The organism is Pseudomonas sp. LBUM1678 (genome assembly GCF_059695575.1).
Map to the genome: position 1 here is coordinate 85113 of NZ_CP166775.1, position 12399 is coordinate 97511.

11 protein-coding genes are annotated in these 12399 nt (G+C 59.4%); 4 read left to right on the plus strand and 7 right to left on the minus strand.

The window, feature by feature from the left end; translation table 11 throughout:
* The first annotated feature begins 125 nt into the window (after positions 1 to 125).
* Positions 126 to 776 carry a hypothetical protein gene (locus tag ACA070_RS00405; protein WP_497449619.1) on the plus strand — a complete coding sequence of 217 codons (651 nt, stop codon included), beginning with the start codon at positions 126 to 128 and terminating at the stop codon, positions 774 to 776.
* Positions 777 to 898: 122 nt separating this feature from the next.
* Here the strand turns inward: ACA070_RS00405 and ACA070_RS00410 are convergent, their stop codons facing one another.
* From ACA070_RS00410 to ACA070_RS00420, 3 genes are all read right to left on the minus strand, one after another.
* A complete protein-coding gene (locus ACA070_RS00410) occupies positions 899 to 2425 on the minus strand; it encodes a SulP family inorganic anion transporter (protein WP_497449620.1) in 1527 nt (508 codons plus the stop codon).
* Between the two features lie 81 nt (positions 2426 to 2506).
* Entirely contained in the window at positions 2507 to 3238 is a 732-nt protein-coding gene (locus ACA070_RS00415; RefSeq protein ID WP_131059115.1) for a carbonic anhydrase, read from the minus strand.
* A 243-nt stretch (positions 3239 to 3481) separates the two neighbouring features.
* Positions 3482 to 4540, minus strand: coding sequence for a PA0069 family radical SAM protein (locus ACA070_RS00420; protein WP_497449621.1), 1059 nt, complete (start codon positions 4538 to 4540; stop codon positions 3482 to 3484).
* A 185-nt stretch (positions 4541 to 4725) separates the two neighbouring features.
* Here ACA070_RS00420 and ACA070_RS00425 point away from each other — a divergent pair, with 185 nt between their 5' ends.
* Positions 4726 to 5370, plus strand: coding sequence for a phosphatase domain-containing protein (locus ACA070_RS00425; protein WP_497449622.1), 645 nt, complete (start codon positions 4726 to 4728; stop codon positions 5368 to 5370).
* Between the two features lie 8 nt (positions 5371 to 5378).
* Here ACA070_RS00425 and ACA070_RS00430 read toward each other — a convergent pair whose 3' ends face one another.
* The 3 genes from ACA070_RS00430 to prlC all read right to left on the minus strand — a co-directional run bounded on the left by ACA070_RS00430 (position 5379) and on the right by prlC (position 9896).
* Positions 5379 to 7421 (minus strand): M3 family metallopeptidase, encoded by a 2043-nt coding sequence (locus ACA070_RS00430; protein ID WP_497449623.1) that lies wholly within the window; start codon positions 7419 to 7421, stop codon positions 5379 to 5381.
* A 112-nt stretch (positions 7422 to 7533) separates the two neighbouring features.
* Positions 7534 to 7821, minus strand: coding sequence for a YheV family putative zinc ribbon protein (locus ACA070_RS00435; RefSeq protein ID WP_008152496.1), 288 nt, complete (start codon positions 7819 to 7821; stop codon positions 7534 to 7536).
* A complete protein-coding gene (gene prlC / locus ACA070_RS00440) occupies positions 7818 to 9896 on the minus strand; it encodes an oligopeptidase A (RefSeq protein WP_497449624.1) in 2079 nt (692 codons plus the stop codon). The genes ACA070_RS00435 and prlC overlap by 4 nt, the downstream gene beginning before the upstream one ends.
* A gap of 62 nt (positions 9897 to 9958) precedes the next feature.
* Here prlC and ACA070_RS00445 point away from each other — a divergent pair, with 62 nt between their 5' ends.
* Together ACA070_RS00445 and ACA070_RS00450 are read left to right on the plus strand one after the other, a co-directional pair.
* Positions 9959 to 10504, plus strand: coding sequence for a gamma carbonic anhydrase family protein (locus ACA070_RS00445; RefSeq protein ID WP_497449625.1), 546 nt, complete (start codon positions 9959 to 9961; stop codon positions 10502 to 10504).
* A gap of 26 nt (positions 10505 to 10530) precedes the next feature.
* On the plus strand, positions 10531 to 11181 hold the full coding sequence (locus ACA070_RS00450) for an HAD family hydrolase (RefSeq protein WP_497449626.1): 651 nt from the start codon (positions 10531 to 10533) through the stop codon (positions 11179 to 11181).
* A gap of 127 nt (positions 11182 to 11308) precedes the next feature.
* Here ACA070_RS00450 and ACA070_RS00455 read toward each other — a convergent pair whose 3' ends face one another.
* Positions 11309 to 12385 (minus strand): aminopeptidase, encoded by a 1077-nt coding sequence (locus ACA070_RS00455; protein WP_497449627.1) that lies wholly within the window; start codon positions 12383 to 12385, stop codon positions 11309 to 11311.
* Positions 12386 to 12399: the final 14 nt, after the last annotated feature.

Consider the following 12399-nt stretch of genomic DNA (forward strand, 5'->3'; position numbering starts at 1 on the left):
GGCAAATCGATATAACGGAGGCGTCTCAAGGATGAAACAATTATGACAAATGCGTCTTAGCATTTTTCATAAGCAAGCTAAGTTATGTCTTCCCTATTTCATTGCCTTTGTTTCCTGGAGTTTTCATGAACACCGCCGCATTGCGCGAGCAGATCCAAAAAGCCCAACAGCACGAGGCCGAGACCGGCCTGTTGACTCGTCAGCTTGAAAGCAAACTGCCTCATCTGCACCCATCGATCCAATTGCCGGAGGCGGATGCTAACGGCGTGCTGACGCGTTTTGTCGCCGCCTACATCGAAGAAGTTCCTGATCTGCTGGATGCAGCCAATGAAGTCGCCAGGGAAGCGGGTATCGAATCACAGATCAAACCGGTACTGAAAATTGCCGAACAGTACTTCCTCCAGCCGCCGACGATCATGGCGGGACACATCGGGCTGGACAGCCTGCTGGACGAAGCCTACCTGGCGCATCGGTTTGTCGAAGAGGTCAATGACCTGTACATCAAGCACTTTGGCCAGCCACTGATCCCATTGGACATGACTGTCGCCAACCTGATCGCTCACCAGCTCATTGGTGAGGCGTTCGCCAACCAACTGGATGAAGTGGTGCACCACGCGGTGGACAGCATGCTCGACGATGAAAGCTTTGCGCTGGAGTCGGTGGAAATATACCGTGAAAAGCTCAGCAGCCCGGACACCGGCGCCGCGTGGAAACGCTGGCCGTGCATGTCTCGCCGGTTAGGCGTGGGCCTGGAACTGGATCAGCCCGCCGCCTGATCTGTAATCCGACACAATCCCTGTGGGAGCGAGCTTGCTCGCGATTGCGGTTAATCATTCAACATTAATGTCGACTGACACTCCGCTATCGCGAGCAGGCTCGCTCCCACATTGTTTATGTTTTATGCCGTAGAACCTACTCCGGATGTGGTTCGTAAACGGCCTTCCAATCTGCGCTTCAACCCCCGCGCTTCAATCAACAGCTTCGACCCCTTGGCCGCATTGGCCCGGCCCCATTCCTCGAGCAATTCCAGGCACGAATGATCGATGTAGCTCAGGTTATTGAGCGGCACATGCACCGTCGCGCCTGCGGGAATGGTCCCCAACACCTGGGTCAACGCCGGCACTTTCAGAAAGGTCGCTGCACCCGTCAGTCGCAACTCCATCTCACCTTCCGCCGGGAGGTCGATCAGGCTGATTTTCAGCCGTGAAGCCTTCCAGGCCAGTTTGGCCAGGGTCAGCCCGAAGCCGATCAGCACGCCCGTCAGCAGGTCGGTGAAGATGATTGCCAGGGCAGTCGCCGCGTAAGTGAACATCGGCATCCGGCCATATCGACCCAGGCCGCGAAAGGCCTTGAGGTCGACCAGCTTGAAACCGGTGTACACCAGAACACCCGCCAGGCTCGCCACCGGAATGCTTTGCAGCACGCTGGACAGCAGCAACACGAAAGCCAGCAACCACAGACCGTGGAAGATCGCCGACATTCGCGTGGTGGCGCCGGCCTGGACGTTGGCGGAACTGCGCACGATCACACCGGTCATGGGCAGCGCGCCGAGCAGACCGCAGAGCATGTTGCCGACGCCCTGAGCTGATAATTCCCGATCAAAGTCGGAACGCTGGCCACTGTGCATGCGGTCCACTGCCGCTGCAGAGAGCAAGGTCTCGGCGCTGGCGATAAACGCCACGGCAAATGCCGCGATCAGCAAAGTCGGGTCGGCGAGATTGAGCAAGTCGGCAGGCTTCAGCCAGTCGATGGCCTCCGCCAGGTTAGCCGGGACTTCCACGCGTTTGACCTGCAAGGCAAGCATCAGGCTGGCGACCGTCGCCAGGCCTACGCCAAGCAGTGCGCCGGGAATGAACCGCAGGGAATGGGGACGGAATTTCTCCCACAGCCACATCACCGCAATCGTCGACAGCCCCAGCAAACCGGCTTGCCAGCCCAGGGAGGGCAAGGCCTGGATGACGGCCGCCGGGAAGGCTGCCAGGTTATCCAGCCCCGAGGGTTTGGGCACGGCGTCGAGCATCACATGCACTTGTGAGAGCACGATCAACACGCCAATCCCGGCGAGCATGCCGTACACCACCGCAGGCGCCGTGACCCGAAACCAGCAGCCCAGCTTCAAGCGCCCGGCCACCAGTTGCAGAAAACCCGCCAGCAGCAAGATTGGCCCGAGCATGGCAATGCCATGCTGGCGCACCAGTTCGAACACCAGGACCGCCAGACCCGCCGCCGGGCCACTGACTTGCAGCGGTGAGCCGGCAAGCCAGCCCACCACCAGGCCACCGATGATCCCGGTGATCAAACCCTTGGCCGGCGGCAGGCCCGAGGCAATGGCGATGCCCATGCACAAGGGCAGGGCGACCAGAAACACAACCACGGACGCCAGCAGCTCCCGTGGCAGAACAGCTTTAAGTTGAGCAGCACGCATGGTGACTCTCCCGAAGTTTTCTTCAGGCGTGGCAAAGCCAGGCTGCTTGTCAGCAGCCTCGGCTAAACCACACAGGAATTTTTAGAAGCGCGCTTTGGGCGTCGCCACCGGAATCGGATGGCTGCCATCGAGCGGCAGGAAACACCCTTTGTCGGCGTCGTAAGCTTTGATTTCGCTGGTTTCGATGCTGTAAACCCAACCATGGATAAACAGCTGACCGTTGGCCATGCGCGAGGCCACGGAGGGGTGCGTGCGCAAATGCTGCAGCTGGGCGATCACATTCTCTTCGGTGAGGACGTGCATGCTTTCGCTTTCGTCAGCGCAATGGCAGTTTTCCTGGACCATGGTTTTCGCCACTTCCGCATGGCGCAGCCAGGCTTTGACCGTGGGCATTTTTTCCAGGCTTTGCGGGTTGAGCACGGCGCGCATCGCGCCACAGTCGGAGTGCCCGCAAATGATGATGTGCTGTACGCCGAGGGCCAGGACCGCGTATTCGATGGCCGTGGAAACACCGCCGTTCATTTGCCCATAAGGCGGCACAACGTTGCCGACGTTGCGGGTCACGAACAGGTCGCCGGGGGCGCTTTGGGTGATCAGTTCAGGAACGATGCGCGAATCGGCGCAGGCGATGAACATCGCCCGGGGGCTCTGGGCCGTGGCGAGTTTTTTGAAGAGTTCTTCCTGCTGGGGAAAAACCTCGTGATGAAAATGCAAAAAGCCGTCAACGATATGCTTCAGCGCTGCATCAGCGGTTTCCGCCTCGGGTTGGGCTGAAGCCGACGCAGCCAACGGCTGTTTATCCTTGTCACTCATGATTCATCCTCTTTGGCGGAGTCAGGGAATTGTCCCGTTTTGTCCGGTGTGAAGCCAGTGGCTGTTTAAAAAACATCCAGGTCGAAAATCTCGACCCGTCAGTCACTCGATGAACAAGGTAGCGGTCGAAACTTAACTCAAACTGAATCAAGCGCTCTAGAACGTGTCTTCCAGGTCACAAAAAACGTGACCAGCGTAATGGCCAAGTGTTTTTCCCACTACTCAACCATAGGCCAATTGTCCTCAAATCAGTGACATCTGGCGACCCGGCGGACAGAAGGCATCGCAGTCCAGGTCGAATCCTTCCCGCCGATTGAGCCCACGGCGCCTGATGGTTTTGGCAAAACGTTGCGCCAACAGATCGGCAAACGGCCCTTCACCGCGCATCCGGGCGCCAAACCGGCTGTCGTAGAGCTCCCCGCCACGGCTCTGGCGGATCAGGCTCAACACATGAGCGGCACGCTGCGGATAGTGGGCGGCCAGCCATTCCTCGAACAGCGGCGCCACCTCCAGCGGCAGACGCAACATCATGTAGGCCGCACTCTGGGCACCGGCGGCATGCGCCTCGGCGAGCAGGCTTTCGAGTTCGCTGTCGTTGATCATCGGAATCATCGGCGAACACAGCACGCCCACGGGGATGCCGGCTTCGCGCATCACCCGGATGGCCCGCAGCCGGGCCTTGGGCGCAGCGGCACGCGGTTCGAGAATGCGTTTGAGTTCATCGTCGAGGGTGGTGAGGCTGATCATCACCGCCACCAGCCTCTGCTCGGCGAGTTCGGCCAGCAGGTCCAGATCCCGCAGAATCAGCGAGCCCTTGGTGATGATCGTGACCGGATGCCGATAACGCAGCAGCACTTCAAGGGTCTTGCGGGTGATTTTATGTTCGCGCTCGATCGGCTGATAGGGATCGGTGTTGGAACCCAGATTGATTGGCGCGCATTGATAGCCGCGTTTGGACAGTTGCTCTTCCAGCACATCGGCGGCGTTGGTCTTGGCGATCAGTTTGGTTTCGAAATCGAGCCCGGGTGACATGTCCCAATAGGCGTGGCTGGGTCGTGCATAGCAGTAGATGCAACCGTGCTCGCAGCCGCGGTAGGGATTGATCGAGCGATCAAAAGGCAAGTCCGGGGAATTGTTGCGGGTGATGATGGTTTTCGCCGTTTCGATGCGCACTTCCGTGCCCTGTGTGATCGGCGCTTCCTGATACCAGCCGTCATCCTCGGCCACTGAGCGATTCGGTGCGAAGCGGTTGTGCGGGTTGGTTGCGGTGCCGCGGCCGCGAGGGGGCAAGGGCGTGCTCATGGCTCAATACTCTTTGCTGTATGTGCATACAGTATTCGAGATCCGGCACGGCGACCAGTGCCGTTCGGCATCTGCATCTGCAGGGGTCGGGTTCACGATTCTTTGACGGCGGCCTCACAGGCCTTTGACCGCTGAAGGTTGAGTCTGGGGGCCTCTCCTCAACTTTCTGACGGTCACCCTTGAGCATGTCCCTATCGCGTCTTTTCCCCGTGATGTGTCTTTCGATCATCGCTTTGCTCAATCTGACCCTGGCCCACGCAGATGACACCGACCTGCCCCGCCCGGCGGAATGGGCCCAACCGGTCGAAGTGCAATACAACCTCTATCAAATGTCCCCGACGCTTTACCGCAGCGCCTTGCCTGACAGAGGTGCCGTGCCGTTATTGAAGAAACTCAACATCGCCACCGTGATCACCTTTCTGCCCGAGTCGGACTCAAGCTGGTTGTCCACGCCGGGCATTGCTCAGGTGCAACTGCCCTATCGCACCAATCACGTCGATGATGCGCAAGTCCTCAAAGCCCTTCGCGCCATCCAGACCGCCGAATCCAATGGCCCGGTGCTCATGCACTGCAAACACGGTTCGGACCGCACCGGCCTGATGGCGGCGATGTATCGGGTGGTGGTGCAAGGCTGGAGCAAGGAAGACGCCTTGAGCGAAATGACCCAGGGCGGCTTCGGTGACAGCATCCATTTCAAGGATGGCGTGCGTTACATGATGCAGGCCGATGCCGACAAGCTTCGAACCGCGCTAGCCAACGGTGATTGCAGCACCAGCCCGTTTGCGGCTTGCTCGATGAAGAGTTGGTTTAAATCTGCCCACGTCGAATAAGCATCGGCTCAACTGGCAGCGGTGGCTGGCGCAGACACGAAAAAATTGTCGGCGATCGGCTGTCCGAGGAATTCTTCCAGGGCGACCAGCAGCGAGCGCGAATCGCCCGGTGAAAAAAAGGCTTCGCGAAAGGCCCGGCCTGTCTGCGGGTTGAACACCCACTCCTGCTGAAACCGTTTGAACGCCTCGGTCGCCAGTACGCCCGACCATTTGTAGGCATAAACCGCCGCCGCATACCCGGTCACCATGTAATCGAAGCTATTGGCGAACCGACAGTAGGGCGGCAGTTCCAGGTGGGGAATCTCGCGTAGCACGTCGTCGAAGATTTGCTTCACGCTGCGGCCATCACCTTGGCTGCGATGCAATTCGAAGTCGAACAATGAGGTCATTAACAGCTCTGCGGTTTGCCGACTGGTCTGGGTGTGAATGGCTGTCAGCGCTGCGTCGACTCGTGCTTCGCTCAGGCGCTCGCCTGTCTGGTAATGAGCGGCCAGCCACAGCAGAAACTCCCCTGACAGGCACCAAAGCTCGAACAATTGCCCCGTGAACTCTGCGGTGTCGCGCCCCAGTTGGGTAATACCGGACAGGCGATGGTGAGGCGAGCGCGTCAGAACGTGCTGCAAGCAATGGCCGAACTCATGAAACAAAACGCGCAGGTCCTTGTGGGCGAGAAGGCATGGGTACTCGGCATTCCCGGGCGTGAAGTTGCCATGAAGCACAGCGATCGGCAGCGTCAATCGACCTTCGGCGTCCAGCCGCCGATTGCGTAGGGTGGCGGTCCAGGCAAAGTCAGGTGCTTCATCCCGATGAAAAGGGTCGAGGTAAATGTGCCCGACAACTTGGCCGTGCTCGCTGATCTCAAACAGGCGCACGCTGTCATGCCAGCGGCTGAATACCGTCTGCTCGACGATCCGGATGCCAAACATACGCTCGCTGAACAGGCAAAGGCGCAGCAATGTCCCGTCCAGCGGGAAGTACGTTCGCAGGTTTTTCAGCGCCCCGCCCAGACGTTGCTGGCGTAATTGTTCGGCGAGAAACTCGTGGTCCCAGGGGTGGACCTCAGTCATGCCGCGCTCAAGAGCAAACGCCTTGAGTTCCTGTGCATCCGTCTCGAAGCCTGGTGTTGCCTGCAGAATTTGCCGCCGCAGGAAACCGGTGACTTGCTCGGTGGATTCGGCCATTTCCGTTACGAGGCTGAGTTGCGCGAAGTTCTCGTACCCAAGCAACCTGGCTTTCTGGTGACGCAGCGACAACAGTGCTTCCAGCACTGGACCATTATCGAATTGCCCGGCGCGGGGCCCTTGATCGGAAGCCCGGGTGGAATAGGCGACAAAGTATTCTTCGCGCAAAGATTGGTCTTCGGTATACGCCATGACTCGAGTGTAGGTGTCCTGGTCCAGACGCATCAGCCAGCCTTCATGCCCCGCCTGTTGTGCGTTGAGCGCCAGACGCTCCAGGGTCGCCGCGGACAAACCGTTCAATTGCGTGACATCGTCGATGCGCTTGCTCCAGGCTGCGCTGGCCCGTTCCAGGTTGGTCAGGAACACGCTTCGCAGCACACCGATGTCGCGATTCAGCCGAGCCAGCGTCTGCTGTTGTTCGATAGGCAAGTCGATGCCGGACAAGCGAAACCTGCGCAGAATCTTGTTCAAGACTGCTTTGCGCGGTTCATAGTAATTTACTGCGGCCGGACTCTGCGCCAGCCGTTGATAAGTCCGGAACAGTGCCTGATTGCTCATCTTTTCGGACTTGTACTGCGCAATGGCCTCACTGCACTTGGCGCTCGCTGTGTCCCAGGTCTTGCCCTCATGTTTCACCGTTGAAAGGGTGTCGATGATGCCCACGGCCTCATCGAGGCGCGCATCGGTTTCATCAACGGCCAGCACCAGATCGTCCCAGTTCGGGATTGCGGACTGGCTCGCGATAATCCCGGCAATGGCCTGGCGATTGTCAGCAATGAGGGTGTCGATGGCGGGCACCAGATGTTCGGCACGGATGTCCGGCCAGGGCGGCAGGTCCCAGCGCTGTAAAAGCGGATTGGTATCAGGCATGGCGTCTTCCTTGAATAGGGCTGAAGGAATCAGCCTAAGGAGGAAGCGCAGGGGAAGGGTGGTAAATAGATACCACCTTCCACCCCGTCAAAGGGTGGAAGGTGGAGCTGACTCAATGTTGCTCGTCAGGCTTTTTTTTCAGCTTCGGGTTCGGGAAGAATTGCACGGCCTGAACCTTGGCGTCCGGTACTTTCAGCGCCGAAGTATTGACCCGCGTGCCCAATTCCTTGGGCACCGACAGACCTTGTTCATTGAGCGTGTCCGAATAACCGCAGGCCACGCATTCGCGATGCGGGACCTCGTCTTCGTTCCACATCATCAATTTGTCCGGCTCGCTGCATGCCGGACAGACCGCCCCGGCGATAAAGCGCTTTTTCGTGATCACAGGTCCCTCACTCATGCTGCCGCGCCCTCACTCAGGCCGCTATGGCGCAAGAGTGCGTCAATCGAGGGCGCACGGCCACGGAAGTCGACGAACAGCACCATCGGCTCCTGAGAACCGCCGCGCGCCAGGATCGCTTCGCGGAACGCACGACCTGTTTCGGCATTCAGTACGCCGTCTTCTTCGAACTTCGAGAAGGCATCAGCCGATAGCACTTCAGCCCACTTGTAGCTGTAGTAACCCGCCGCGTAACCGCCGGCGAAGATGTGGGCGAAACTGTTCGGAAAACGGTTGTAGGCCGGTGGGCGCATCACCGACACCTCGTCACGCACGCCTTCGAGCAGTTGCAGCACGCTGCGGCCGTCGCCGTGGGTGGCGTGCAGTTCGAAGTCGAACAGCGAGAACTCCAGCTGACGGACCATCATCAGGCCGGACTGGAAGTTCTTCGCCGCGAGCATTTTTTCCAGCAGGTCCTGAGGCAGCGGCTCGCCGGTTTCGTAGTGACCGGAGATCAGCGCCAGACCTTCCGGCTCCCAGCACCAGTTCTCCATGAACTGGCTTGGCAGCTCGACCGCATCCCAGGCCACGCCGTTGATGCCGGACACACCAGCGTGTTCAACGCGGGTCAGCAGGTGGTGCAGACCGTGACCGAATTCGTGGAACAGCGTGGTGACTTCATCGTGGGTCAGCAGGGCGGGTTTGCCGCTGTCGGCCGGGGTGAAGTTGCACACCAGATTGGCCACCGGGCTTTGCAGCACGCCGCTGATCGTGCGGCGACGGTCACGGGCGCCATCCATCCAGGCACCGCCACGCTTGTTGGCGCGCGCATAGAGATCGAAGAAGAAGCGGCCGACGTGTTGGCCGTTTTCCTTGATTTCGAACAGGCGAACGTCCGGGTGCCAGGCGTCGAAGCCTTTGAGTTCGGCAATCTCGATGCCGTACAGGCGCTGAACGATCGCGAACAGGCCGCCCAGCACTTTATCGATCGGGAAGTAAGCGCGCAGTGCTTCCTGGGCAACGCTGTAACGTTGTTCACGAAGTTTCTCGCCGTAGAAACCGCTGTCCCAGCTTTGCAGGTCCGGGCAGCCTTGTTCGGCGGCGTAGGCCTTCAGCTGTTCCAGGTCCTGAGCGGCGAACGGTTTGCTGCGTTTGGCCAGGTCGCGCAGGAAACTCAGTACCTGATCGCTGGATTCGGCCATTTTGGTGGCCAGGCTCAGTTCCGAGAAACTGGCGAAGCCCAACAGTTTTGCAAGCTCCTGACGCAGGTCGAGGATTTCTTCCATGACCGGGCCGTTATCGTTCTGACCGGCGTTCGGGCCTTGGTCCGACGCACGAGTGCAATAGGCGGCGTAGACTTCTTCGCGCAGGGCACGGTCCTGGGCGTAGGTCATCACCGCGTAATAGCTCGGGAATTCCAGGGTGATCAGGAAGCCGTCCAGGTCTTTGGCTTGGGCAGCCGCAGCCATTTGCGCCTTGGCCGAGTCGGTGAGGCCGGCGAGGGTGGCTTCGTCGGTCACGTGCTTGGTCCAGGCTTGCGTCGCGTCGAGCAGCTGGTTGGAGAAGCGGCTGCCCAGCTCCGACAATTTGCTTTGCACTTCGGCGTAACGCTTTTGCTCGGCTTCCGGCAGGTCGATACCCGACAGACGGAAGTCACGCAGCGCGTGTTCCAGGATAGTTTTCTGCGCCACGTCGAAACCGGCGGCTTCCGGGCTGTTGGCCAAGGCTTCGAAGGCTTCGAACAACTCACGGTTCTGGCCCAGCTCGGTGGAGTAGGCGCTCAAGGCCGGCAGGCAGGACTCGTAGGCTTCGCGCAATTCAGCGCTGTTGCACACAGCATTCAGGTGGCTGACCGGGCTCCAGGCCGCGCCCAGGCGATCGTTCAGTTCGTCCATCGCCAGCACCAGGCCGGCCCAGGTCGGTTGTTTGCCCTGAGTGTTGAGGATCTCGATAATGGCGGCACGGTTGTCAGCCAGGATCTGTTCAATGGCCGGTTGCACGTGTTCGGCACGGATCGCCGAGAACGGCGGCAGGTCGTAGGACTGCAAAAGAGGGTTGTTCACGCTCACGGTTGGCACCTTGGCTGGAAGAAACATGCGGCCATCTTAATTACAATCGACGCTCACCGCAGCTATCGGCAACAGAGAGAAACCCTATCGTGACCCTTCGCAAGTATCAAAACCACATGCCGCTGCTGGGCAAAGGCGCCTTTGTCGACGGCTCGGCGGTGGTGATCGGCGACGTCGAAATCGGCGAAGACAGCTCTGTATGGCCGCTGACGGTGATTCGTGGCGACATGCACCGTATCCGTATCGGCGCGCGCTCCAGTGTTCAGGATGGCTGCGTGCTGCACATCACCCACGCCGGGCCGTTCAATCCCGATGGTTTTCCCTGCTTGATCGGAGACGACGTGACCGTTGCCCATAAGGTCATGCTGCATGGCTGCAGCGTCGGCAATCGGGTTCTGATCGGCATGGGCAGCATCGTCATGGACGGTGCGGTGATCGAGGATGATGTGATCGTTGGCGCTGGCAGCCTGGTGCCGCCGGGTAAGCGTCTGGAAAGCGGCTTCCTTTATGTGGGTAGCCCGGTGAAACAAATCCGCCCGCTGACGGACAAGGAAAACGCCTTTTTCACCTACAGCGCGGCGAACTACGTGAAGCTCAAGAATTTGCATCTGGCTGAAGGCTACGACCAGCTCTGACCCTGCGCCCTTATTCAGGATTCAACATGCATTACCAAACCGTACTGTTCGACCTCGATGGCACCCTGACCGACCCGCGCGAGGGCATCACCCGTTCGATCCAGTTCGCCCTGAGCAAACTGGGCATTGATGAACCCGACCTGAGCAAGCTTGAACACTTCATCGGTCCGCCGTTGTTGCAAGCGTTCATGCAGTTCTACGACTTCGACGAGCCCAAGGCCTGGGAAGCGGTGAACTTCTACCGCGAACGCTTCAAGGTCACCGGCCTGTACGAGAACCGTGTGTTTGATGGCGTGACTCCGCTGCTGGAAACCCTCAGCGGGCAAGGGCGGCAGTTGTACATCGCAACCTCCAAGCCGTGGATTTTTGCCCGGGAAATCGCCCGGCACTTCGACTTCGCCAAGCACTTCAAAGTGATTTACGGCAGCGAACTGGACGGGACACGCACCAACAAGGTCGAGTTGATTGCCCACCTGATGGCCGAAGAAGGCCTGGACCCGGCCAACACCCTGATGATCGGCGATCGAAAGCATGACCTGATCGGCGCACGCAGCAACGGGCTGGATGCGGCGGCGGTGGGTTACGGTTTTGGCAGCCGGGAAGAATTGAGCGCAGAAGCGCCGGCCTATCACTTCGAAACGCTGGACGAGATGCATCAGGCGTTTTTGCAGCGTTAGTTGGATTGCTATTGCGAGCAGGCTCGCTCCCACATTGGATTGAGGTTGTGCCCGAGATTTGTGACCGACGCCGAAACCCTGTGGGAGCGAGCCTGCTCGCGATGGGGACCGCTCAGACATCGAAATTCTATGGTCCTGCCAATGCCTTCAGCGCCGCCTTGCGCTTCTCAACCGGCAACGCACCAAGCTGCTCGACTGCTGCATAAAACCTCACCCAATCCCCACCCACCTGCCTGTACAACGCCGCAAACGCCGGCACCCATTGGTCATACAAACCAAACGGCAACAACCGGGCATTGTTCATCGGTGCATTGATCCACGCGTCGTAGCGTTTGTCCCCGGCCCATTGGCTGTCGCGCAGTTGTCGATACTCATGGCGCAGTTGTTCGAACTCCGCCGCTTTGCGTTGGCGCATCTGGTCGGCGGGCAGCGGTAGGGCGTAGAGCTTTTCAAGCCGTGTGCGAGTGTCCAGAACCAACTGAATGAATTGGTCCCGCTGCTGCACCTGCGCGCCGTTGTCGGGTGCCAGACCGCGCGATGCGCGCCATTGCCGGGTGCCTTCCTGTTCGACGAAGGTGGCGAAAGACTCGTTGAACTCGGTGTCGTCCTTCACATAGAAGCGCTGGTGAGCGAGCTCGTGGAAGATCAGCGTTGCCAGCCGCTCGTCGCCCCAGCCCATCATTGAACTAATAATCGGATCGTTGAACCAGCCGAGCGTCGAATAGGCCTCGACGCCGCCAATCGATACGTCCATACCTTGCAAACGCTGCAAGGCAGCCTCGCCGCGGGCAGCGCTCTGGCTGTAGTAACCGCGATAGGCAACGCAACCGGCGATGGGGAAGCAATGGTTTTGCGGTGTCAGGGAAAATTCCGGCGTGGCAAAGACGTTCCAGACCACGAACGGCCGGCCAATGTCGGCGTATAGCCGGTAGCTCTGGTTATCCGGCAGATGCAGCTGTTGGCTGGCGAATGTCCGGGCCTTTTGCGACTGCGTCAGATGCGCACGCAGCATCGGATCGCGAGACGGATCGGCAAGCACCTCGGCCACCGGCTCCCTGGCCCGCAGCAATTGCAGCTGACCACTGGCCAATTGGCTGTAATAGCTGACGCCCGCGCAACCGCTGAGCAATAAAAGCAACACACTTGGAAACAAAACGCGCAAAACGCGATCAAGTAACCCAAGGCTTGGAAGCGGCCTGATCAAAATAAAATCATCCC